This is a genomic window from Priestia sp. FSL H7-0729, from assembly GCF_038005685.1.
Taxonomy (GTDB): Bacteria; Bacillota; Bacilli; order Paenibacillales; family Paenibacillaceae; genus Paenibacillus.
On the sequence record NZ_JBBOTQ010000001.1, the window covers coordinates 373,674 to 399,400 of the forward strand.

A 25,727-nucleotide genomic window follows, 5' to 3' on the forward strand; every position below is an offset into this window, starting at 1 on the left:
TAATAAGAAAGACAAACAGCCTGCTACTGGACTTCATTCCAGAGCAGGCTGTTCCTGTCGATAGCGGGATGGTGACATGCCGGACCAGCGTTTGAATTGACGACTGAAATGGGCAATATCCTTGTAACCAAGCATGACGGCAATATTCTGAACGGATAGCTTCGGATTGCCCAGAAGAAGCTTCGCTTCATGCAAAACTAACTGGGACAATACAGCACGAGGAGATTGACCGAATACCTGCTTGAACACGCGATTACAATGAGAAGAACTGATGCCCAGCTCTGCTGCAATATCATCGATGCCATAGTGACCATTCGATTCGTGTCCCTGTTTGAATTGCTGACTCATCAGGCCTTGCAGTCGATTGCGAATCTGGTGGGCGAGTTCAATCTTTTCATGTCCGTCGTCGGTAAACCATTGCGCTGCCTCTTGTGAGACCGCCTCCCACAGATGGCCAAATAATTCGAATACCGCAGATTGCAGCTGCATACGCTGCACCATTGTATTTGCTGTTTCATCCTCCGCAGATGACATCAGTTTGCGTAAAACCGGCTCAATCTGCTGTGTAACCGGACTATCCCTACTAAATCGCACTTGTTTGATGCGAGCCAGCAATGATAGAAACAACTGATCATCAATGTCAAAATGCATGCAAAAATACGTGAATCCCTTACCGTTATGGCTCTGGCTGGAATGAATGCTCCCTGGAGGAATCAGGAGCAGTTCGCCAGCCTTTTGAATATATAGGGTTCCGTTCACCATCATGCGCTGCTCGCCTTCCGTAACATAATTCAATTCATATTGAGGATGTTCATGCGCCGGGTAATCCCAGTCCGTACCGACACTTCGTAAATGAATGGCGAACAGGTTGACGGTTGTTTGCACATCTGGATAAAAAATTTCATGGACACTTTCTCCCAAAGTAGGAGGTAAATACGTTGAAGACATGGAAGATCCCCCTTTATAGAGGTTGTTCAAAAAAAGCGCTTTTGATTACGCACTTATATCAAATGGAATGCTTTTGTGTAACCGCTTTAATCCATTATAGTCTATCAGCTTGATTTGGGTAAATATCAGATTGATTTGCTCATGGTCTGAGCTGAAACCACGTGTTAGGATGGGGCTAATGAAAACGTATGCAAACTATTTTGAGAGGGGTTATGATTCGTGAGCACATCCAAATCCATCTTTTATAATGCACATCACGCACCAATTGGTGCTTTTGCGAGTTTTACACTGGGGTACAAAGGAGCCAAAGGCGGGTTGGGTCTTGAACTCGGCAAACCGGCAGACCAGAATGTATATATTGGATTACAATCTCGTGATGGAGAGAATTATCAGGCGCTTCCTTTTTATGAAGCTTCCGAAGATGAGAGCAGCCGCTATGATGTAGAGAAATTGGAGAATGGTGACACGGCGTCAACCACAGCGTCCCAAGTTCCACAACCTCTGATTGCGTCTTTTCGTGATGAAGATATTACCCGTGAATTTACCTCAGGTACGGATACGTGGACTGCAGGAGATCTGACATTCCGTATCTACTCGCCTGTACGTCCAGTACCTGATCCAACAAGTGGGGATCGTGAAGCCTTAATGGATGCACTCGTACCTGCCGTATTGGTAGAGATGACGATTGACAATACGCAAGGTCAACAATCACGCAAAGCCTACTTTGGTTATCAGGGCAATGATCCGTACTCTGCGATGCGTCTGATTGGGGGACCGGAAGATGGCTCCATCACAGGTGTGGGACAAGGTCGACTTACAGCAATTATGTCGGCAGATGACGGACTGTGGCCCGCACGCGGGTTTACGCTGGAGAAGCTCTTGCAGGAGCAACATCGGGAGAATCTGGAATTTGGACTTGGCTCAACCGCTGCACTACTGATGGAGGTGCCGGCTGGAGAGAAACGTACGTATCAATTCGCTGTATGTTTTTATCGCGGGGGCATTGTGACAACTGGAATGGACACAACGTATTGGTATACGCGATATTTCTCCGATATTCAGGCAGCAGGAGCGTATGCACTCCAACGCTTCAGTGAGTTGACCGCATCTTGTGGAGAAGTTGAACAGCGCCTTGGAACAGCGGCTTTGACTGAAGACCAATCATTCATGCTTGCTCATTCCATTCACAGCTATTATGCCAGTACCCAACTGCTGGATGCTGATGGTGAACCACTCTGGGTGGTGAACGAAGGGGAGTATCGGATGATGAATACACTTGATCTGACAGCTGATCAGTTGTACTTCGAGCTTGCCTTGAATCCATGGACGGTGCGTAATGAGCTGGAGTGGTTTGTGAAACGATACAGTTATACCGATCAGGTTCGTTTCCCGGGGGAAGAGAAGTTATATCCAGGTGGAATTACCTTCACCCATGATATTGGTGTTGCAAATGTGTTTTCACGCCCGGGGCACTCGGCATATGAGTTGGTTGGCATTGATGACTGCTTCTCACAGATGAGCCACGAGGAACTGGTGAACTGGCTCTGTTGCGCGACCGTATACATTGAACAGACAAAGGATCAAGCATTTGTGAAAAATATGTTATCTGTTATCCAGGATTGCTTCGAAAGCATGCTTAATCGTGACCATCCTAACGCGGAGCAGCGTAACGGTCTGATGGGGTTGGATAGCAGTCGTACCCAAGGTGGAGCGGAAATTACAACTTACGATAGCCTGGATGTGTCACTTGGTCAGTCTCGCAATAATATCTATCTAGCAGGTAAATGTTGGGCGGTCTATGTTGCATTGGAGAAGCTGTTCGCAACGGAGAAGTTGGCAGATCTGTCACATCAAGCAGGGCTTCAGGCGGATCGCTGCGCTGCCAGCATTGCTGCACAGTTGACGGATGGAGGCTACATTCCGGCTGTTATTGCAGAGAATAATGATTCTCGAATCATTCCGGCGATTGAAGGTCTGGTGTTCCCTTACTTTACGGGCTGTGAAGCAGCACTGGATGTCAATGGTCGCTTTGGCTCTTATCTGAAAGCACTCCAAACTCATCTGAAGACGGTTCTTGTACCGGGAACATGCCTGTTCGAAGATGGCGGCTGGAAACTGTCCTCGACCAGCAATAACTCGTGGTTAAGCAAAATCTATTTGTCCCAGTTTATCGCAAGAGAGCTTCTGGACGTAGAATGGAATGAGACAGGCAAGGCAGCAGACGCAGCTCATGTCAACTGGCTGCTGCATCCGGAGGAATCCTACTGGTGCTGGAGTGACCAGATCCTGTCTGGTGTAGCGGTTGGTAGCAAGTACTATCCGCGTGGTGTAACGTCGATTCTATGGTTACTCGAAGGAAAAGGCAATCGTCTTACCCAGATCTATGCGAGCAAGGAGGCGGTACAATGAGCCAATCTATCGTTCAATCTGCCTTGTCAGGTCCGCAGTATGATGCATGGCTGGTGTACCACTCCGAATTGCCAAGAGCAAATGGACTTGCCCCAAAGACGGCTCCTGCGTGGAGCAAGCGGATAATGGCGGAAGAGAAGCATGGAGTAATCACAACAGCGCTGACCGAACTTTCACGGGGACTGGAGAAGTTGTATGGCGTGAAACCGACAGTCAGTCAGCTGTCTGATGCTCAGCAAAGTGAGCGGGACAATCAGGCTTCTGCTCCCGCAATACGAATCGGTACTTGGAACGGGAGCACTTCGGTGGCTGCGTCGTTCAGTGAGACAGAGCGTTCAACGGTTCAAGGAGAAGGGTACATCATTCGTGAGACCGAGGGTCTACTGATCATTGGTTCAGAGACTCCCCAAGGTGTGTTGTATGGTGCATTCCATCTGCTCCGGGAACTGACAATGGATCAAGGAAGTGCAAGTGAGGCGGATGGTGCTGTGAGTAAACGGAGCTTCATTACAGAGCAGCCTACCAATGCGCTACGGATGATCAATCAGTGGGATAACGTGGACGGCAGCATTGAACGTGGATACGCAGGAGACTCCATTTTCTATGATAACGGGGAATTCACACTGGACTTGGACCGCATCAGGGACTACGCACGTTTGCTCGCTTCGACGGGTATGAATGCCATATCGATCAACAATGTCAATGTACATCGTCGTGAGAGCCTGTTTCTGACAGAACGTTATCTGGGTGATGTCGCGAAGGTTGCCGCTGAATTCAGAGCGTATGGCATTCGATTGTTCCTGAGCGCCAACTACGCGAGTCCGATCGAGATTGGTGGATTGCAGACGGCCGACCCGCTGGATGCGCAGGTACGGGAATGGTGGAACATTCAAACAGCGAAGGTGTATGCAGCCATTCCGGATTTTGGCGGTTACCTGATCAAGGCAGACTCCGAGAATCGTCCGGGACCGTTCACGTATAACCGTGATCATGCTGATGGTGCGAACATGCTGGCTGAAGCCCTTCGGCCATTCGGTGGATTGGTGATCTGGCGTTGCTTCGTCTATAACTGCAAGCAAGACTGGCGGGATCGTTCCACAGACCGCGCACGGGCAGCTTATGACCACTTTACGCCGCTGGACGGGCGTTTTGCCGATAACGTCATTTTGCAGATCAAGAATGGGCCGATGGACTTTCAGGTGAGGGAGGCGGTATCCCCACTGTTCGGCGCCATGGAACATACGAATCAGGTGATTGAATTCCAGATCACACAGGAGTATACCGGGCAACAGCGTCATCTCTGTTATCTGGTTCCCCAGTGGAAAGAAGTACTTGACTTTGACACATACGCTAAAGGTGAAGGTTCAGAGATCAAGAGAATTGCGGACGGTTCTCTGTATAAACGACCTCACAGTGGCTTCGCGGCAGTCTCCAACATTGGTGCTGATGCCTGTTGGACAGGACATCCACTCGCGCAGGCGAATCTGTATGGATACGGAAGACTTGCGTGGAATCCGGAGCTGTCCGCGGAAGAGATTGCCGATGAGTGGGTGAGACTCACATTTGGACATGATGAAGAAGTTGTACGGCAGGTTACGGGCATGCTTTTGACTTCATTAGATATCTATGAGAATTACACGGCCCCTCTCGGCGTGGGTTGGATGGTTAATCCCGAGCATCATTACGGGCCCAATGTAGATGGATACGAGTATTCCAAATGGGGAACGTATCACTTTGCCGATTGTCATGGCATTGGTGTAGATCGAACCGTGAAGAGCGGTACAGGATACACATCACAGTATCACCCTGAGAATGCGGATCGCTATGAGTCCTTGGACACCTGTCCGGATGAGTTGATCTTATTTTTCCATCACGTGCCGTACACCCATGTTCTGCATTCAGGTAAGACGGTCATTCAGCATATTTATGATACACACTTTGAAGGTGTTGCGCAGGCGGAGGCGTTAGCCGAGACATGGAAACAGCTGGAGGGCAAAATTGACCCGCACATTTTCAGCAAAGTTGCTTCATTACAGGATAATCAGGCCGAACATGCGAAGGAATGGCGGGACATGATCAATACGTATTTCTATCGTAAGAGCGGCATTGCGGACGAACAAGGTCGAACAATCTATTGATTGGTGAAAGTAAAGAGAGAATATACCTTGTTTTCTTTGATGTAGAATAGACAGCATGGACATACCTGAGGAGGAGATACGTATGGGACAACATCAACTGCCCGAGTTCATGAAGGCCGCTGTCATGACAGAGCCAGGACACATTATTATTGAGGAACAACCCGTTCCGCAGCCCGCAGCAGATGAGGTGTTAATTCAGGTGATGGCTGTAGGTGTGTGCGGCTCGGATGTGCATTATTTTGAACATGGACGCATCGGCAGATTTGTAGTGGAGAAACCAATCATTCTGGGACATGAGTGTGCGGGGATCATTGCTGCTGTGGGCTCGAACGTATCACGTTTGAAAACAGGCGATCGGGTTGCTATTGAGCCTGGGGTGACTTGCGGACGTTGCACGGCATGCAAGGAAGGTCGCTATAACCTGTGTCCAGATGTACAATTTCTGGCGACCCCTCCGGTGGATGGCGCATTTGTACAATACATGGTGATGCGTGAAGACATGGTATTCCCGATCCCGGATCATCTGTCTTATGAAGAAGCAGCCATGAACGAGCCATTCTCTGTTGGGATTCACGCTGCACGCCGGAGCAAGTTTGCTCCGGGTACGACTCTTGCGATTATGGGTATGGGTCCCGTTGGACTGATGGCTGTGGCTGCTGCCAAATCTTTTGGTGCAGAGAAGATCATTGTAACGGATCTGGAGGAAGTTCGGCTGGAAGCAGCCCGCCGGATGGGGGCCACTCATACCATTAATGTGCGGAATGAAGACGCGCTGGCTGTGATTCGCGAGTTAACCAATGGTCTGGGTGTCGATACCGCATGGGAAACAGCGGGAAATCCGAAGGCACTACAATCCGCTCTGTATTCCCTTCGACGTGGAGGAAAACTGGCGATTGTGGGCCTGCCTGCACAGGATGAGATCGCACTCAATGTTCCCTTTATTGCGGACAATGAAGTTGATATCTATGGCATATTTCGTTATGCCAACACGTATCCGGCAGGGATAGAGTTCCTGAGCTCTGGTCAGCATGACGTAATGTCCCTGATTACAGATCGTTATTCACTCGAAGAGACACAGCAAGCGATGGAGCGTGCATTACACAATAAGAGCGGTAGTTTGAAGGTCATGGTATATCCGAACGGCAGATAAGAACCACTTGAAAGAGTCCGGCAGTTCAGGACTCTTTTTTGTTTTTTTTACGAAATAAAGGGATGACAAGCTCCCATAACATGGTATAATTCATGAAGATTTTAATATATAAAAGGATACACACCATAACGGTGAACAAGTACCTAGCGAAAGGAAATGAAGGTTGTGAGAGTACATGAATTTATGATACACGCTGATTTTCATCGGGATGATCTGATGTCGGTATCTTCTCAAGCGTCACGTTTTTCCTCGGATATTATTTTGTCGTATATGGAGTCTGAGCATGAGCATCGTGTAGATGTCAAAAGCCTGCTTGGAATGGCGTTACTTCCCATTCGATATGGTAGTGTTGTCAGATTACAGACAAGGGGCAGGGATGAACTGGAGGCTTTGGAGTACATGTTGAATGTACTGGAGAAAGGGACGGCGTAACAACTGATTAGGTGCAAAATCACAGTAATCATATTTTTTTTAGGTATTCCTCAAATCCTGCTGGTACTTTGTCCAAAAAAAGAGTATAATAAAATTTAGTTTGATTCTAAAGAAGTACCCATATTAAAGGAGTGTAAATAGATTATGCCAAAAGTTGACATCCATCCAAAGACACAACTCGTAATTTTTTACGATGCAAGTGCTGATTTCAAATTCCTGAGTTCTTCCACGAAGTTCTCTAACGAAACTATGGAATGGGAAGACGGTAACTCTTACCCAGTAATCCGTGTGGACACTAGCTCCGCATCCCACCCGTTCTTCACTGGTAAACAAAGAAACGTGGATATCGGTGGCCGTGTTGATAAATTTAACCGTAAATACAACATCAACAAATAAGTTTGTCCATACATTACAAGAAAACCTCGGGATTCGTCCTGAGGTTTTTTTGTGTATTAATAAAAATTAATTCAACCAATTATTGCGCTTACAACACATTCGGATGTACACTAGGAAACAGAGTACGAACATATTGGAGGAGGAAATAGAGATGAGCAGCATCACACATATGGTAACGTTTACACTTTACGCGGGTAAAGATACACCGGAGGCCGAAGCCTTTTTGAAGGAAAGTTCGGATGCACTGGCTGTCATTCCTGGGGTAGAGCAATTTCAGGTTCTGAAACAGGTAAGTGAGAAGAATGAGTTTGACTACAGCTTTTCGATGGTCTTTGCGGATCAGGCTGCGTATGATGCATACAACAATCACCCGGTTCACCGTCAATATGTAGAAGAGCGTTGGGAAAAGGAAGTCAGTCGCTTCCAGGAAATTGATCTTATTCAACATCATAATTAATATTCTTTCTCTACATATAGGGAAGAAAGCTGACTTACCATATACAGCATTGTATAATGCTGTATTCTTCTCTTCATATTTGTGATTAGCGAGAGAGTATAGCGTTTTTCGAAACCGTTTTCGATAAAATAAATTAAAGGAGGTTTTTGCTGTTATGCAATTGGATCTCATCGGAAAAACGGCTCTGGTTACAGGCGCAACGGGTCAACTGGGGAGAGTGATCGCCCGCACGTTGGCAGCCTGTGGCGCCAATCTGGCTCTACATTATATAAATAATGATACCAAGGCCCGGGAGCTTCAGGATGAAATTAAAGCACTTGGTCGTAAGGCTGTAATTGTACAGGGAGATATTACGAAGCAGGATACGGCATTTCGGGTGCGTGATGAGATTCAGCCTGTCCTCGGCGGAGTGGATATCGTCGTTGCCAATGCGGTCATTCAATATGAATGGACAACGGTGTTGGAACAGTCTCCTGAAGATTACTTAAGCCAATTCGAATCCTGTGTTATGCAGAGTGTGTATCTAGCCAAAGCTTTCATTCCTCATATGAAAGATGTCAAAGCCGGTCGATTCATTGGCATTAATACGGAATGTGCGATGCAAAACTTCGCTCACCAATCTGCCTACACTGCTGGCAAACGTGGCATGGATGGCGTATATCGGGTGCTTGCCAAAGAGGTAGGCGAGTATCAGATTACTGTAAACCAGGTTGCACCTGGATGGACGATTAGTGAGCGTGATCGCTCCAGTGAGCCTGGACATGATGAGGCATATACGCGGACTGTACCACTCCAACGCAGGGGTGAAGATCAGGAAATCGCCAATGCGGTAGCTTTTCTTGCTTCGGATCTGTCCTCATTTATCACGGGTGCCTATATCCCGGTAAGTGGCGGAAATGTGATGCCTGCCATCTAGTGTACGCGTTGGATTTGGTTGGAAATCCACATAAAATATGAATAAATTGAGTTTAACCGTAATCCGTTTGTCATTCGACAAGCGGATTTTTTGGCATTTTGCTAACACTGTAATAACGATTTAAGGGGCAGGTTTTTCGTTTTATATATCCAGACATACATATGATTTGGTTCGGGTTTCAGAAGATTGGGGTATAAGAATAGGTATATTAACAGAGTGGAAACATAATCAAAATGAGCAATTAAAGGAGACCTATCACTTATGAAAAAAACAGTCGCGGACGTTCTGGTTGAATCCTTATTGAACGCTGGCATCAAACGCATATATGGCATTGTTGGAGACTCCTTGAATGCGGTACTTGATTCCATCCGTCGTTCGGGCAAGATCGAATGGATTCATGTGCGACATGAAGAAGTGGCTGCATTTGCTGCTGGGGCAGACGCTGAGGTTAGTGGAAGTATCGCTGTCTGCGCAGGAAGTAGCGGGCCTGGTAACATGCATCTGATTAACGGTCTGTACGACTGTCATCGCAATCGTGTGCCTGTACTCGCCATCGCTGCCCATATCCCGAGTGACGAGATTGGCAGCGAATATTTTCAGGCGACTCATCCGGAGTATCTGTTCCAGGAATGTAGCGATTATTGTGAAGTGATTACAACAGCGAAACAGATGCCTCGTTCCCTTACGATGGCCATCCAGACAGCAGTCGCACGTTCAGGTGTATCTGTCGTTGTATTGCCGGGGGATGTAGCTGGACTTGAAGCGGCGGATCTGCCTGTGCCAGAGCATGTATATCACGCGACCAATCCTGTGGTACATCCTTCTGAGCCGGAACTCGTGAAATTGGCAGAATATCTGAATCAAGGCAAAAAAATTACGTTGTTGTGCGGTGCAGGCTGCGCAGGCGCTCGGGAATCCCTTATGCAGCTCTGTGATCGGTTGAAATCCCCCATGGTTATTGCGTTAAGAGGCAAGGAATATTTGGAGTATGACAACCCCTACTCTGTCGGCCTTACTGGCCTAATCGGGTATTCATCCGGTTATCATGCCATGATGGACTGTGATGTATTATTGATGCTGGGAACGGATTTCCCATATCGTCAATTTTATCCCGAAGATGCGAAAGTGCTTCAGGTCGACATTCAATCTACCCATCTCGGTCGGCGTACGAAGCTGGATTATGGCGTATGTGGGGATGTAAAAGCAACCATTGAAACTTTGCTTCCATATCTAACAGAAGAACACAGTGACAAACATTTGAGTAAAAGTGTGGATCGTTATGTGAAAGTACGTAAAGAACTGGACGAGCTAGCCGTTGGAAAACCGGGTAAAAAGCCTATCCATCCACAGTACCTGACAAAGGTCATTAGTGATGCTGCAGCTGAAAATGCCATCTTCACCTGTGATGTCGGTACACCGACAGTATGGGCGGCCCGTTATATTGAGATGTCTCGTAATCGCAGGCTGCTTGGTTCATTCAGTCATGGTACGATGGCAAACGCTTTGCCACAGGCAATTGGCGCTCAGGTCGCTGATCCGGGAAGACAAGTCATCTCGTTGTCGGGTGATGGTGGTATTACGATGCTGATGGGTGATCTGTTGACATTGAAACAGCATAATCTGCCGATCAAAGTTGTGGTGTTTAATAATGGAGCACTCGGTTTTGTTGAGCTGGAGATGAAGGCTGCCGGATTCCTGGAATCAGGAACAGAGCTTGTCAATCCCAACTTTGCGATGGTTGCTCAGGCCATGGGCATGGAAGGGATTCGGGTTGAAGATCCGGCTGAACTGGAGGGAGCTGTGCAGCGTGCACTTCAGCATGATGGTCCTGTACTGATTGATGTCGTGGTGAACCGTCAGGAATTGTCCTTACCTCCGAAGATTGAGTTCAAACAGGCGGAAGGATTCACTTTATGGATGATGAAAGCCGTGTTAAACGGACGCGGTGACGAAATTATTGAATTGGCAAAAACCAATCTGCTGAGATAGGCATTACGATATGCAACTGACCCATTTGAAGTGGTATGGATACCGATCTTAAAAGTATTGTAGATGTAAAATAGGAGCATGCAGCAAGACATTAATGTGCGTGCTCCTTCAATAAAACCGCTGAAAATGTGCCATGTTATATAGTATGAATACATATTATATGATTTGTTTTTATGTCGAAAGTCTATTAGAATAGGTAAAGGCAGGAAAGATTTATGCCATTTTTGACCTACATATGGCAACATTGCATGTACGTACGTTTTCGTATCGTATCTGAACAATCACCAGATGACACACACCCATGGAGGAGATCAACATGAGTCACGCAGGAAAAGTAGCCATTATTACTGGAGCAGGAAGTGGATTGGGCCAAGCAGCAGCGCTAAAGCTGGCTGAAAAGGGCGCATCCATTGTTGTTGTGGATCTTGTCGAAGAGACAGGTCGTGAAACCGTTAAGCAGATTGAGAAGCTGGGAAGTAAAGCTATTTTTGTACAAGCAGATGTGAGTAAAGCACCTGAAGTTGAGAATTATGTAAAAAAAGCAGTCGAAGAGTTCGGGCGAATCGACATGTTCTTTAATAATGCTGGTATTGCGGGTCCTGGGATCAAGTTGATTGAACATTCGATCGAGCAGTTTGACCAGATTATTGATATTAACCTGAGAAGTGTGTTCTACGGGTTGAAATATGTGATTACGGAAATGCTCAAGACAGGTGGGGGTTCCATTCTGAATACAGCCTCTACAGCTGGTATTGTTGGTGTACCCGCGGTGGCACCTTATGCAGCAACCAAACATGGCGTGGTCGGTTTGACCCGCACAGCTGCAATTGAATATGGCAAGGATAACATTCGTGTGAACGCGATTGCGCCAGGCACTATTGAGACACCAATGGTTGTTCAGTTTGGTAAAGATAACCCTGAAGTGTTCAAAGCAACGGTGGACAGCATTCCATCTGGACGCCTTGGCAGACCGGAAGAGATCGCGAACCTGGTTTCCTTCCTTCTGGGAGATGAAGCGCCGTATATCAATGGTGCAGTATATCCGATTGATGGTGCAGTTACAGCCCAATAAGCGTTAAGCTTATCGGCAATAGAATCGTTAAAATGGTCAAAGAGAGGTCACTGTATGCGTACAGTGACCTCTCTTTTTGTTTTCTCTTTTGCTTTACAATTCGTCTACCGATCCAGTGCATCGACATAGTCTTTGGCTTCTTTCAAGGATAGACCTCTGGCCTCGCGCAGTCGTTTGATCGCCATAATTTTTTTCCCTTGTTGTATAAGTGCAAGCAGCTCCTGATCCAGATCCGTTGGGGCTGGATGGCTTGTGTGTGAAGGAGATGCTTCCTTCGGCGACAAGGTGTAATTGAAGTTGGAGCGTGGGCTGGAGGTTGCGGTTGAACCATTCTCCAGACGCTCCACATCTCTTTTCAATTCATTCAATTGGCGTTGCAGGCTGGTGACTCTGACCAGTAATACAAGGATCAGAAGCAGCAAAACAATCCATACCAAGGTGTTCATTTCCATGATGTCATGTGCCTCACTTTCATGTATTCCTCATTAGCCATTATTTAAGTTGAACCGGGATTTCCTTGACACCACGAACAATCATGCCAGGTCTCCATTCCAGTTCATTCACATCTGCCTGAAGCTGTATATTTGGAAAACGTTTCAGAAGTGTGCTGACCGCAATCTCACCTTCCAGGCGTGCAAGCGGTGCTCCGAGACAAAGGTGAATGCCTTTGCCAAAGGCCAGATGTGAACTCTTCTCGCGGGTAATGTCGAAGATATCAGCATCCTTAAACTGCTGTTCGTCCCGATTAGCCGAATCAAGCGCAACGATAACAAGTTCACCTTGAGCGATGTGCTCTCCACGGAATTCAATATCTTCCAGAGCCCAGCGAGATGTGCTGAACTCCACCGGTCCGTTGTAACGAAGCATCTCTTCAATGGCATTGTGAATAAGCTGGGACTGCTTGATCAGCAGTTCGCGTTGCTCCGGATGCTCCAGCAGGGCGAGAATGCCGTTGCCGATGAGATTAACCGTTGTTTCATGACCGGCAATGATTAATAAGGAGACAACGCCAAGCAGTTCTTGTTCAGTTAACTGCTGCCCTGATTCTTCTGCAATGACGAGCTGGCTGATCAGATCAGCGCCGGGATTCTGGCGTACTTTCGCGAACCAGGCCGTAAGGTAATCCGTAAACTCCTTGGCATGCTGCTCAAACAGCTCGGCACTCTCGGCTGTGGAGGCATCAATTACCGTATTGGACCACATGCGGAATTTGTCACGATCCTCAAGAGGTACTCCCAGAATCTCACTAATCACAATGATGGGCAGCGGGAAGGCAAAGTCATCGATCAGATTCATTTTTTCCTGTGATGGAAGATTGTCCAGCAGATCATCAGCAATGTCCTGAATATGGCTTCGCATGTCTGCGACCATTTTGGGCGTGAAAGCTTTTTGCACAAGTCCCCGAAGACGTCTATGATCTGGCGGATCAGAAAATAACATATTATTCGAGAAAATACTTTGATTGTCAGCGCCGTAACGTCGGACCATGTCTTTGCTGAAACGCGGATCTTTCAGTATCTGGACGGCATCCTCGTATCGGGTAATAATCCAGCCGAATTCTCCATGTGGAAACATGACTCTGAAAACAGGCTCATCTTTTCTTAACTTTTCATATACCGGGTAAGGGTTTTGCGTGAATTCTTTGGTAAAAAACGCTGGTTTTGAGGATTCGTTCATTTCATTCGGTTTCAAATGCAAAATCTCCTCTCATATTCCTTCATATATCTGCACCTTCTATATATTCAATACGTAGGCTTTTGAAACCTTGTTTTTGGTCCATGTGGATAATAGTGCAGGAAAATAGAGGGAGTTGGAAGAAGACATGGTAGAGAGAATCCATAACCAAACTTCGTAAAATTAAAATGAGGTGAACGCTGACATGTCTTACGCACAACTTCCTTTGCATCACCACCAGATTCCGGCAAGTCGAATGGTTCTTGGCTGTATGCGGTTTGGGGGTGAATGGGACGGGCTCCCCATTACCTCAGATCTTGTCGTGGAAGGTCATCGAGCGGTAGAAGCTGCGATCGAAATAGGCATTAACCATTTTGATCTGGCGGATATATACACACGCGGTAAGGCAGAGCATGTATTGGGGCGAGTTTTATCCGAAACTCCTGGCTTACGCGAACAGATCATTATACAGTCGAAGTGTGGTATACGTCTTGTGGGGGATGATGAAGGACCGCAGCGTTATGACACCTCAGGTGCACATATCCTGGCGAGTGTAGACGGTATTCTGGATCGACTCGGAATCGAATATCTGGATATTTTGCTGTTACACCGTCCTGATCCGCTCGCCCATCCACAAGAGATTGGAGAAGCCCTGGCTGATCTGCATCATTCCGGTAAAGTACGCCATTTTGGTGTGTCTAATATGGGGTCTGAACAGATTCGACTTCTTCAGCTTCATAGTAGAGTACCTCTAATAGTGAATCAGCTGGAGATGAGTCTCGACAAGATCGGATTCGTAGAAGCTGGTGTGACGGTGAATCGCCCCCAAGCCAGAGACAACGTATTTCCCTATGGCACCATGGAATATTGTCAGGCAGAACTTATTCAACTACAGGCATGGGGGCCACTTGCTCAAGGACGATTTACGGGCAGAGTGGTTGAGGGACAACGTCCGGAGATTGAGCATACGGCTGGGCGGGTTGATCGAATGGCCAAGGAGCGTGGGGTGACACCGGAAGCTATTGTACTGGCTTGGTTAATGAAGCATCCAGCAGGGATTCAGCCTGTCATTGGTTCGATTCGACCAGAACGTATTCTGGCCTGTCGTGATGCAATCAATATTGAGCTTACCCGTTATGAGTGGTACGAGCTGTATTCCGCTTCATGCGGGCGTAGAATGTAGCAGGAACATCTGAGAGATGAGTATTCTCGATCAAAATTAATTGATATCGGGTGAAATAAGAATGTATAAGAAGACATCGGTTGTTGACCTGTGTCTTCTTTGTAATATTCATCGTAATATTCGTCCTCATTTGGTTGAAACACAATATGGGAAGTGTAATGATTCCTAGGATCATATGACCTACAATGCAAATGTACTAGTTATAAGCATGCTGTTCGGATTAAAAACCCGTGTTTTGGCACGACTGTGAGGATATTTCACCTTCATATTTGTGCTAGAGGCTATGTCCATGGACTTAGGAAGAATGCTGATAAGAAGGACGTTTCAACCATTTTTATCGTTTTACCGGGTAGTTGTTCGAGTGCTGTGATAAAATGATAGGAATAAGAACATACGATCTGTTATGTGAGAGGAGACACCTTGACGATGGAGATGCTTAAACCACCCGCCGAGATATTATATGAGGTTGAATTACGTGCACTGCGAGAAGAGGATCAGGGAAAACGCCCTCCGAACTGGCTGTTATCTCCCGCCTATGTGCGTGATTTTATTATTGGCAGGGATAAGCCAGCGCTATTAAATGGAGAAGAAATCCCGATTACCCGCAAATTTTATGGCAATGACGTGTTGATCGAACGTGCAGTAGTCACTCTGGCAGGCAATCGGGGGTTAATGCTTGTGGGAGAACCCGGAACAGCCAAGACCATGCTTAGTGAACTTCTGACCGCTGCAATCTCCGGTACGAGTCTGAACACGATTCAAGGTACAGCAGGTACGACGGAAGACATGATCAAGTATTCATGGAATTATGCCATGTTGCTGAACAAAGGCCCTTCGGAAGCTGCACTTGTGCCATCGCCGTTATATAACGGAATGAAGAAAGGCATTCTTACCCGTTTCGAAGAGATCACACGTTGTCCCGCTGAAGCGCAGGATAGTCTGATCAGTATTCTCAGTGACAAGGTCATGAGCATTCCTGAATTGGATGGCGGTGTACTGTTTGCCCAGCCGGGATTTAACGTTATTGCTACAGCCAATATTCGGGATAAAGGTGTTAACGAAATGAGCGGTGCCTTGAAACGGCGCTTCAATTTTGAAACAATCAAACCCATTCATAACGTGAAGATGGAAGCCAAAATTATTGAATCCCAGGCACGAAGCCTGTTATTACATAGTGGAATTGATATTGACATTAACCCGGATGTGGTTGAATTGCTGGCTACAACATTTATGGAACTGCGCACCGGCATGACACGGGAAGGCTACAAGCTCGATACACCTCAAGCCTCAATGAGTACAGCAGAAGCAGTGTCTGTCTATGTCCAGAGTGCGATGACTTCCTATTACTACGAAGATAAGGCTATTGCGCTTGATCGGTTAGTTCAGAACATGCTAGGGACGATTGCAAAGGAAAACGACAAGGATCTGTCCATTCTCAAAACCTACTTCTCCAAGGTCGTAAAAGAGCGTTCCAGGGAAGAGGGAATGTGGAAGGACTATTATGAGGAGAAAAAATGGATCGGTTAACAGCAGTGCTGGACCCTGATGTTGATCAGTTGCAATCCTTGTTCGAATCCCAGGTGTATAACCTGAGTAATCATACGGTCTATTATCCAATACGACATCATAGTCCCGCATGTTCATATCACTTGTTACGTTTAATCGAAGAGTACAAGCCAGATATCATTCTGATTGAAGGACCAGAGAGTGGTAATCCATTAATTTCGGTTTTGAGTGATGAGGCAACCTTACCTCCTGTCAGTCTGTACTACACTTATGAGATTGAATTGGAAAGAGAAGCTTGCTATTATCCGATGCTTCGTTATTCGCCAGAATATGTGGCTTTGAAAGAAGCAAAACGACTGGACATTCCGGCGAAGTTTATTGATCTGGACTATCAACATTTCTCCACTCGTGCATCCAAATCCGGCCAGATAGAACAAAAGGAGATCTCCATTCAAGACGAAACCTTGCTTGCGGGGTCTGACTTCATTAACCGGTTGTGCCAAAAAACAAACTGTCGCAGTTTTGATGAATTGTGGGAAAAAGTGTTTGAGATTGGCGGTCTGGAAAAATCCACCCCCGAATTCGTACAGGATGTATTCACATATTGCACACTTTCCCGAATGTGCTATTCCGTGGAACGATTACACTCTACTGGTGATCTGGCAAGGGAAGCACATATGAAACAACGCATTCAACAAGCGGTACAGGAGCATGACCGTGTGCTTGTCATTACTGGTGGATTTCATACGTATGGACTGTTAGTGCCGGAGAAACATGAATCCGACTTGAAACAGTCGAAGATGGATAAACAGCAGGCGGATCAATTTTCAGTTGAACAAGGTAAAACAGGTACGTCTCCACAATGTGCGGTTGAACCAAGTGCGGTTCACCAACAGATGTACCCGATGGTCTATACTTTTGCTGAAGCGGATCGGCTTAATGGATATGCAAGCGGCATGCCCTATGTGAATTATTACAATCAGATCTGGAACCAGCTGCTCCGCAAGAAGAGGACACCTTACAATCTAACGGCTCTGGACTTATTGTCTCGGCTGATGCGCACATTGCGGGACGGTCACGAACATGTATCAACCAGTGATGCGATTGAGGCGTACAGTATGATTCAGGGGCTTGCCGGGCTGCGGGGTAAAAGGGAAGGCGGCGTCTACGAGTTGATGGATGCAGCACTCTCTTCCTTTGTGAAGGGGGAGCTTACCTTGGCTACCGATAAACCGTTGCAAGAGCTACAGCAGTTGTTGACAGGAGACGTCATTGGAAGCGTGGCTCCCAATTCATTCAGTATCCCCATCGTGGAGGATTTCAAGGCGCGTTGTACAGTCTACAAATTGCAGATTCGCACAACAGGACAACACAAGAAAGTGCTGGATCTGTATGCGAAACCGGAGCATCGTCAGATAAGCCAATTGATTCAATGCATCACCTATCTGGTTCCAGAATTCGCGAAACGGCAATCGGGGCCAGACTGGATCGCAGAGCGTGACATGAATCTGGTTCGCGAAACCTGGGTTTATATGTACTCTTCCCGCATTGAATCCCGATTAATAGAGAACTCCCTCTATGGCGGAACGCTTGCTGGAGCAGCCACACGCAAAATGGAAGAACAGATGCAGGAGATCCCGGATCATCATAGCGGTGAACTTGCCGGGCTCATGCTTCAAGCACTGCTCATGGGGCTTCAAGACACAGCAATGAAGCTCTATGAACAGGTGCGCTCGGCGCTGAGAACCGACGGGAATTTTCTATCCTTATGTAACAGCTTGCAAGTCTTGAACCGAATTCACCAGCACCGCAGGCTACTAGGATTATCTGAAGAGCAACATCTGCCTGATCTTGTATCCGAAGCTTTTAGGAACGCTGTGGACAAGTTGCTACAGCTCTCCAGAGCCAATCCGGATGAACATGAAGGCATTATTCAGGGATTGAAGCTGCTAGCCATGCTCGCGGAGTCATCAGAGGCGTATTTTCGGGATGAGACATTCCGAATTCATCTGAATGAGCTTCTGTCTGATCACCAGCTTCCGGCTCAATTGGAGGGAGTATGTGTAGCTATTTCCTCAGGGCTCGGCGACAGGCCCAGGGATGAGATTGTTGATCGTGCTCGCAGTTATATCCATGGTACACCGGATCAGACCCGTCAAACGGCACTTTTTTTACAAGGTGTATTCACGGTAGCACGTGACGCTTTTTTATATGAAGATCAGCTCTTATCCGAGTTGAATGTTTTAATTGAAAAGCTGTCATACGACGATTTCATCAGTATGGTACCGGAATTGCGGTTGGCATTCACCTACTTTACACCAATGGAGACGGGCTTGATTGCTGAACGGGTGGCAAGTCTGCATCAGGTTGAGCCAGAGGAGATGTCGAGACCTGCGGTTGATGAACAGATGCTGATCCAGTCCAAAGCATGGGACGAAGCGCTTCGAAAGGAGTTTGCCGCATGGAAGCTAATATGAATGAGGCGAATCGGAGAGCGGGCGAATCCAGAGATAACCATGAAAGGTCCAATCTGGATGGAGGCAAACGAGGGGAGCATCCTTCTGCTGAAACCTTAAATCGCTGGCGTCTGATTCTCGGTGAATCGGCCGAAGAAGGGCTGTGCAATACAGACCAATACACTTCGAATGAATTTCAATATACGGAAATGGATGAGATTCTGGGGTATCTCTATAACCGTGAATACGGTGAAGAACAAGGTTACCGAAAAGAGGGAGGACGAGGTGCGTCCAATCTGACTGTACCGAAATGGTTGCACAAGGTTAGGGGGCTATTCCCCAAACCTACGGTAGAAATTTTGGAGAAACAGGCACTCGACCGCTATGGACTGACCGAATTGTTAACAGACAAAAAGCTGCTTGAATCCCTTGAACCCAACATGAATCTGCTCAAGAACATTATGCAGTTCAAAGGCCGAATGAAAGGTGAGGTGTTGAAGAGCGCCAAAGAGATCGTGCGGACGGTGGTTGAGGAACTCCGAAGCAAGCTTGAATCTCAGACTCGAGCCAGTATCATGGGTAAGCGCAGTCGCTATACCTCCAGTTCAGTAAGATCCTTACGCAATCTGAATTTCAAAAGAACCATCACCAAAAATTTGAAGAATTATGATAAGAACAAGCGCAGATTTGTGATTGATCGACTGTATTTCGACGGGAATATACAGCCTCATAACAAGTGGAACATCATCATTGGTGTGGATGAAAGTGGCAGTATGCTGGATTCAGTTATCTATAGTTCGGTAATGGCCAGCATCTTCTATCGCCTGAATGCGCTACGAACCAAACTATTCATATTTGATACGCAAGTGGTTGACTTGAGCGACAGACTGGAAGACCCCGTAGACGTGCTTATGAATGTACAGCTGGGCGGGGGGACACATATTACCAAAGCGTTGCGTTATGGCGAGACGCTGATCGATAATCCGGGCAAGACGATCTTTATTCTGGTCAGTGACCTGGAGGAAGGTTACCCGATTGCACAGATGTACAAAGCCTGTAAAGATATCATCGATGCAGGCTGCAAATTGCTGGTTCTCACTGCGCTCGATTTTAACGGGAATTCAGTCTATAACCAACACGCAGCACAGACGTTAACCAATATGGGCGCACATGTAGCAGCCATTACGCCTAACGAACTTGCGGATTGGATTGGCGAGATCATCACTTAAATTCAAGGAGGAATGTGTAATGCTTACCGCAGACCGTGCAGTAGAAACTTTGGTGGAAAAATTCGCAGTAACGTGTTCAAACGAGTATTCATTAAAAACAGATCGAAGCTCCGAGATTATTGATTATGTCTTGGGAACGACAGACAAGTTCCCGGATATGTTGGGAAATTCGAGTCATTATGTATATCAAACGATTGATCTGCTCATGAAGCTCGCCAAAAAAGAGGATGGAGACATCTTTTACCGTGCAGGGGCTATTGTGATATATCTGGAATCGACTTATTCCAAAAGAAATACATGGAGAACGGATGCCTTTACCATCTGTATGGGAAATGATTCAGAAGCCTACGGCTTAAGCGGGAAAAGCAAAAGTTCTGATCGCATGGGCGGGTTGTTGGCCCGGTTGGAGAAGATCAAACAGTTTGCGGGCGAAAACGAAATTCTGGCTGAATTGAAGAGTAAATTAAAACGTGCCCAGTGGCTTTTTGATTCCAAAAAAGCGGACAGTCAGGGGAATTATCGGGATGTCATTAATGCATTAATGCTCCTGCAACTATATTCGAAGCTGAGTGATACCCCTTCTAATGCAGAGATTGAATCTTCTGCTCAATCGTTGCCAATGTTGTTTCAACATGTGATGGCGAATGATCCTGATCAGTTGCGGGATGAGCTACATACGTTGATTGAACCTATAGTGGTCAGTAACATTCAAGGGAAGCATAACGGATCTTCCCAAGAATTGAAGGATGAATTCCTCAAGGAGAAGCGTAGTCAGCTCATAGCTGAGATGTACCCCAATACGTCATACTCTTCAAAAGAGCAGTGTTCACACGCTGTATTCCATCAAACGATGGTACTGGTGAGCAGTGCCTTGTTGTACCTGATTAATATTAGTGGAGGCAAACAACGGTTTCTTGATGCGAAGAGTGAAATCGGGGATATTTTGCTTCACACCCTGCATCAGTTACATGAGATTTATCCACTTGAAGTTCGCAGTTACCTGCTAAGTATGGACCCGAGAGCAAAGAGTCCGAATGATCTGCTTGCTGGACTTTTGCCTCTGGATGAGCCTTATCAGTTGGTTGAAATGCTTAGAGATGAGCTTAATATGTATACCGTATCCTGGAACATGTTACGATCTGCGATCACGAATCATCCTGAACAAGCGATTCGAGCTTACGAGATTATCAAAACGCCATTCCTTAAACTCTGCATTCAAAAATTCATGGAGGATCAGGGATTGGAGCTGCCCAATGCGGAGGTGTCGTTGGAGCAAGCGGTATTCAACGCTCTTCGGCATCCATTGGATGGGGGACGCCAAGGAATTGCGATTGCAAGATATTTAAGTGGGGAAAACACCCTTGAGGAATATTGGCAAGACCCGAATAGTCGCGGGTTGTTTAATCAACTGAATCGGGACAAGAAGCGTGTTCATAATCTCATTAGTATTAGTTTTCTGCCCATGGAGTCGGAAGCGATGCGCAGATTCGCAATATTGACCACTCATCCCGATTGGACGCTGGATATTGTCTCAGACATGTATAACTCATACGCGTTTAGTGGAGAGAAACTACTTCAACGTTATGGTCAAGATCCTGAGGTGCAACGCGAGAAATTGCTAACCAGCCTGATCTCTCTGAATGGCATGACCGACTACAGATACAAAGCCATGCCACATGAGGAATACCGCCGAATCATTCAGCAGAATCTGGACTACGCACTGACACAGTACAAGAAACTGCCAACGGATACGCGTATTTTAGTTCTGGAGATTACTTTTGAACAGCGTAATGAGCTCTCGAAGAAACAACTGGCCGAAGCGGTTCGTGCCGGATTGCAGGATTCGTCCAAGAAGGCCAACGGTGTGGCTTTAGCGGAATTCAATCGGATACCTGATCAGGACTTGTATACGCTCGTATACCTTTCGGAGAAAAAAGCGGGAATCAAAGAGATGGCTCTGACCGCAGTCCGCAGTCTGGAAAACAGCAAGGAGTTGTACGGTGAGCTTTTGAAGAAAGAGAAGGCAGCGGATTGGAAGAACCTGATTCAAATTCTGCTCGATACCGCGGATCTGAGCCCGGAGTATGCTCATGCTGCACTCGCCGATCAGGCAGATAGCAAAAAGCTGTCCAGACTAAGCTGGTTGTCCCTGAAAGATCTCCCTTCCCTGATACGGACAGAAGATAATCAGCCGGTAGATGACCGAATTAAGCTTTATGTGCTGGTGCAATCTTTGGATCATACATCTGGTCCCAATGAAAGGTTAAATGAATTACGGGACTACGTAAGTGAGGCATCGCTCGCTCGTTTTGCAAGTGAATTGCTTCAGGTCTGGATTCAGGAAGGTGCTCCTGCGAAAGAGAAGTGGGTGATGTATGTTTCAGCACTCTTTGGTGATATTCAGATTGTGAATATTCTGGCTCCGCAAATTAAGGAATGGACCGAAAACAGTCGTGGCGCGATTGCAGCAGATGCTGTAAAAGTGCTCGCTTATCTGAAAGATCCATCCGCTCTTATGGCGATTGACAAGATCAAACGTGGCGTGAAGAACCGACAAGTGAAAGGTGCAGCAGAAGAAGCATTGCAGCTTGCAGCTGATAATATGGGACTTACCTCGGAACAATTGGAAGATCGGCTGGTCACTACGCTTGGTTTTGATGAAAAAGGAACCATGCAGCTGAGTTACGGAGAACGCTCCTTCCTGATTAAGGTCAATGGAGACCTGCAAGTGGTTGTTCTCAATGAAGAAACGGGCAAATCCGTGAAGAGTCTGCCTGCTCCTGCACAGAAAGACGATCCTGAACTCGCAGCACAGTCCAAGGCGCGGTTTACGCAGCTGAAAAAAGATCTCAAATCCATGGTTAACATTCAGGCGCAGCGTCTGGAAGAGTCATTGTCCAAGCAACGTCTATGGTCTGCCGATGAGTGGAAATCCCTGTTTGTCGATAATGTCATCATGCAAAAATTTGCTGTTGGTCTGATCTGGGGAACGTATGAGGATGGCGCTCTGATCAGTACGTTCCGTTATATGGAGGACGGCACCTTTAATTCCGTGGATGAAGATGAGGTTGATCTGCCTTCAGGTGCACAAGTGGGACTTATACACCCATTGGAACTGGATCAGGCGACGCTTGAAGGTTGGACAACGCAGTTGGAGGATTACGAGATCAAGCAGCCGTTTGAACAACTGAATCGTGAAATTCATCAGCCTGAAGATGAGGACAAGACGAAGAATGAATACGATCGTCTGCCTGAGTCTGACTTCTCACCAACGTCTTTCCCCAAAGCACTGGAGAAATACGGTTGGATCAAAGGACAGGCACAGGACGGCGGCTGGTATCATGAGTTTTATAAAGAGTACGGAGATCTTGTTGCGGAATTACAATTCAGTGGTACGAGTATTTCGTATTACGAGGGATTGGATGACATCACCCTTGAATCTCTACATTTCTTTAAACCTAATAACAAGCAATATTATTACTACGGTGACAACAAACCGATTGCTCTGGGCAACGTTCCAGGTCGTGTATTCAGTGAAACGATCTACGATATTCTGAGAGCAACGGGGCGTTGATAACGTGAATGCATTCAAGGAGAAATTCCGGATTTTTTCGAAGCTGTGCACAGAGGATTATCTAATCCGGTACGCTAACAAGGGACTGTACAAAAGGTCTTTAAAAGAGTTGGACAATGGTGTAAGTGTAACGTACACATGGAATGCATCATCTGTGAGCTGCGAGTTAAGTGATGGTACACGCTGTACGCTTGAGAATACGCTGGATCATTGGGATTGTTCCTGTCCGTCAGAGCATATCTGCAAGCATGTGCTGATCGCCATACTATATGATCAACGGGAACATTCTTCAGAGGGTTCGATGAGTGCAGATGAGAAGGAAATGCCGGATAAGGAATTAGGAATTTCTGAGAATGATTCGTTGGACGTATCAAAAGACATATCCGTAACAGACTCAGTGTCAAACGAAGTATCAAACATGGACGATCCCGGTAAAGTTCCGCCTGGGGTGCCTCGTGAGATCGATTCGCGCTTCCGCTGGATGACGGAGTCTGATCTAACACTACTCATTAAACCATATAGTTCTTACATGATAGAGGAAGTTGTTTTCCGACTAAGGTACCCAGAAGAAATTAAGATCATTGAAGATTCACTTCTTACGGTACATCTGACAGCCCAGAATATTGAGGTGTCTTTTACCGAGGAAGCTAGTCTTGCAAAAGCGTTATGTAAGGTACCGCAGACAGCTGGAAAGATGGCCAAGCTGGAAGCTCTGCTACGATATCGAGCACTAAAAGGGCTGGAGGATACGGGGGTACTAAGTGGACGGGTGTACGAAGCCAAGTTCTCTCTGCAGACGGTGCAGGAATGTCGCATGATGCTGGCAGGATTGTTGAAGACGGGACTGGCCCGTCTTCCGCAGTCCTATATGGCACAACTGGAGACTTTAGCAATTGCAGCTCATAGTGGCAACCTGCCTGACATAGAACGCAGTCTACGAGGGATACAAGGCGAACTACAGTTGTTTTTCAACAGACATATACGTTTCTCCATGCAATCCATACTGGATCGGGTAAGCAAGCTGTATCTTGCACTCCAGGTCCTTGAAGAGAAACAAGTATCAACCATTCAACAGAGTCAGCTCATTGGCAGTTTTCGAAGTAAATACTATACAGTGCCTTCACTCCATCTATATGGACTGGGAGCCGATGCATGGGAGACACGATCCGGTTTCCGCGGTATCACCTATTATTTCTATTGTTTCGATGATGAGGAAATCTACACCTATAGTGATGTACGTGCTGTGTATTATGATGACCAGCAGTTCTCATATACAGAGCATTATGGTGCATTCACACCATGGCTGCCTCATCTGACCTTTCGCCAGTTTGTGGGTGAAGAAGTTCAATTCCATTCAGTTAAAGTGAATGAAGAACGCCGGATCTCTTCCGGGGAAGGTGCCAAACTTGCGATTTTGCCACGAACGAGTGTGGAAACGTTAAATATGGGCAGAACCATGCAAAATGTATCGTCTGTACTTCAAGAGGAATCGCGAACATTCGCCTTATTCACTGCGCCTAGAGAACGACTGGCTGTGATCAAAGTTGCCCGAATGGTGGACCATAGCTTTGTCAAACAAACGCAAGATCTTGTCCTAAAGGTTGAGAGTACCGATGGAGAACTACTGACTCTCACTCTCCCGTATTCAACAGATTGGCAGACGATGATCCAAAGACTGGAGTCAGGATATGGTTCCCAATCCCTTGAACACTTCTATGCCTTTGTGCGGGTGGAACCCAAACGCATTAGCCCGATCAGTTTCCTGAAGGGTCAGACGGTGCTCAGTCTGAAATTGGATATCGGGAATGGAAGGATGGGGAGACTTGGAAGAATATAATCAGTTCATGCAGCGTATTAGTGGCTGGTCAGAAGAGCTTTTACTGCGTGGTGTATCCCAGTTTGCAATCCGCGATATTGAAGTACTTGAGCAGCTCGCAGTGGAATCCTTGCGGTTGCAGATGAGTTTCCAGCATGAGTTGTTGAATCACGTTATCAAGGAAGGGCGTAGCGTGGCTCTTGGGCAAGGTAATGAAGAGCTGCTGCTGTTTCAATATTGTCGTCTCACCCAATATGTACAGCTTAGTGTACAAGAAGAGGCATAATATTGGTTAGTAACCGCGAAGCGAAGGCGCATGAAGCGATCTGATGTAATGAATAAGATATAGTATAGAAATAAGAAGATTTGCAGAAGGCCACAA

The 25,727-nt window shown here is 46.6% G+C and carries 19 protein-coding genes; 16 read left to right on the forward strand and 3 right to left on the reverse strand.

From position 1 onward, the window contains the following. Positions 1-33: 33 nt before the first annotated feature. On the reverse strand, positions 34-948 hold the full coding sequence (locus MHH93_RS01680) for a helix-turn-helix domain-containing protein (protein ID WP_500052465.1): 915 nt from the start codon (positions 946-948) through the stop codon (positions 34-36). A gap of 219 nt (positions 949-1,167) precedes the next feature. Here MHH93_RS01680 and MHH93_RS01685 point away from each other — a divergent pair, with 219 nt between their 5' ends. The 9 genes from MHH93_RS01685 to MHH93_RS01725 all read left to right on the forward strand — a co-directional run bounded on the left by MHH93_RS01685 (position 1,168) and on the right by MHH93_RS01725 (position 11,907). Next, positions 1,168-3,357, forward strand: coding sequence for a glycoside hydrolase family 52 protein (locus MHH93_RS01685; protein WP_500052466.1), 2,190 nt, complete (start codon positions 1,168-1,170; stop codon positions 3,355-3,357). Further along, positions 3,354-5,495, forward strand: coding sequence for an alpha-glucuronidase family glycosyl hydrolase (locus tag MHH93_RS01690; protein ID WP_500052468.1), 2,142 nt, complete (start codon positions 3,354-3,356; stop codon positions 5,493-5,495). Before MHH93_RS01685 ends, MHH93_RS01690 begins: the two co-directional genes overlap by 4 nt. Before the next feature lie 82 nt (positions 5,496-5,577). Next, complete coding sequence (locus MHH93_RS01695; protein ID WP_500052470.1) at positions 5,578-6,645, forward strand: NAD(P)-dependent alcohol dehydrogenase; 1,068 nt, start codon at positions 5,578-5,580, stop codon at positions 6,643-6,645. A 165-nt stretch (positions 6,646-6,810) separates the two neighbouring features. Continuing rightward, complete coding sequence (locus MHH93_RS01700; protein WP_026081056.1) at positions 6,811-7,077, forward strand: HPr family phosphocarrier protein; 267 nt, start codon at positions 6,811-6,813, stop codon at positions 7,075-7,077. Positions 7,078-7,221: 144 nt separating this feature from the next. After that, complete coding sequence (locus MHH93_RS01705; protein WP_062834756.1) at positions 7,222-7,473, forward strand: type B 50S ribosomal protein L31; 252 nt, start codon at positions 7,222-7,224, stop codon at positions 7,471-7,473. Between the two features lie 151 nt (positions 7,474-7,624). Further along, positions 7,625-7,930, forward strand: coding sequence for a Dabb family protein (locus MHH93_RS01710; protein ID WP_076317704.1), 306 nt, complete (start codon positions 7,625-7,627; stop codon positions 7,928-7,930). Positions 7,931-8,084: 154 nt separating this feature from the next. Further along, positions 8,085-8,846: an SDR family NAD(P)-dependent oxidoreductase gene (locus MHH93_RS01715; RefSeq protein WP_500052473.1), complete on the forward strand. Its 762-nt coding sequence runs from the start codon at positions 8,085-8,087 to the stop codon at positions 8,844-8,846. 261 nt (positions 8,847-9,107) lie between these two features. Further along, positions 9,108-10,835, forward strand: coding sequence for a ubiquinone-dependent pyruvate dehydrogenase (poxB, locus tag MHH93_RS01720; RefSeq protein WP_500052474.1), 1,728 nt, complete (start codon positions 9,108-9,110; stop codon positions 10,833-10,835). 316 nt (positions 10,836-11,151) lie between these two features. After that, positions 11,152-11,907, forward strand: a complete 756-nt coding sequence (locus MHH93_RS01725; protein WP_500052476.1) for an SDR family NAD(P)-dependent oxidoreductase — start codon at positions 11,152-11,154, stop codon at positions 11,905-11,907. Positions 11,908-12,011: 104 nt separating this feature from the next. Here the strand turns inward: MHH93_RS01725 and MHH93_RS01730 are convergent, their stop codons facing one another. Continuing rightward, complete coding sequence (locus MHH93_RS01730) at positions 12,012-12,359, reverse strand: ribosomal protein L7/L12 (RefSeq protein ID WP_500052477.1); 348 nt, start codon at positions 12,357-12,359, stop codon at positions 12,012-12,014. 40 nt (positions 12,360-12,399) lie between these two features. Beyond that, positions 12,400-13,584: a cytochrome P450 family protein gene (locus tag MHH93_RS01735; RefSeq protein ID WP_500053296.1), complete on the reverse strand. Its 1,185-nt coding sequence runs from the start codon at positions 13,582-13,584 to the stop codon at positions 12,400-12,402. A gap of 202 nt (positions 13,585-13,786) precedes the next feature. Between MHH93_RS01735 and MHH93_RS01740 the strand changes: the two genes are divergently transcribed. From MHH93_RS01740 to MHH93_RS01770, 7 genes are all read left to right on the forward strand, one after another. Further along, positions 13,787-14,764 carry an aldo/keto reductase gene (locus tag MHH93_RS01740; protein ID WP_500052478.1) on the forward strand — a complete coding sequence of 326 codons (978 nt, stop codon included), beginning with the start codon at positions 13,787-13,789 and terminating at the stop codon, positions 14,762-14,764. A 426-nt stretch (positions 14,765-15,190) separates the two neighbouring features. Next, positions 15,191-16,291, forward strand: a complete 1,101-nt coding sequence (locus MHH93_RS01745; protein WP_500052480.1) for an ATP-binding protein — start codon at positions 15,191-15,193, stop codon at positions 16,289-16,291. Further along, a complete protein-coding gene (locus MHH93_RS01750; protein ID WP_500052481.1) occupies positions 16,279-18,747 on the forward strand; it encodes a DUF5682 family protein in 2,469 nt (822 codons plus the stop codon). The genes MHH93_RS01745 and MHH93_RS01750 overlap by 13 nt, the downstream gene beginning before the upstream one ends. After that, positions 18,732-19,955, forward strand: a complete 1,224-nt coding sequence (locus tag MHH93_RS01755) for a VWA domain-containing protein (RefSeq protein WP_500052482.1) — start codon at positions 18,732-18,734, stop codon at positions 19,953-19,955. Before MHH93_RS01750 ends, MHH93_RS01755 begins: the two co-directional genes overlap by 16 nt. Before the next feature lie 19 nt (positions 19,956-19,974). Next, complete coding sequence (locus tag MHH93_RS01760; protein ID WP_500052483.1) at positions 19,975-23,529, forward strand: DUF4132 domain-containing protein; 3,555 nt, start codon at positions 19,975-19,977, stop codon at positions 23,527-23,529. A 4-nt stretch (positions 23,530-23,533) separates the two neighbouring features. Then, on the forward strand, positions 23,534-25,366 hold the full coding sequence (locus MHH93_RS01765; protein WP_500052485.1) for a hypothetical protein: 1,833 nt from the start codon (positions 23,534-23,536) through the stop codon (positions 25,364-25,366). Then, positions 25,353-25,631, forward strand: a complete 279-nt coding sequence (locus MHH93_RS01770) for a hypothetical protein (protein WP_500052487.1) — start codon at positions 25,353-25,355, stop codon at positions 25,629-25,631. Before MHH93_RS01765 ends, MHH93_RS01770 begins: the two co-directional genes overlap by 14 nt. Positions 25,632-25,727 lie beyond the last annotated feature (96 nt).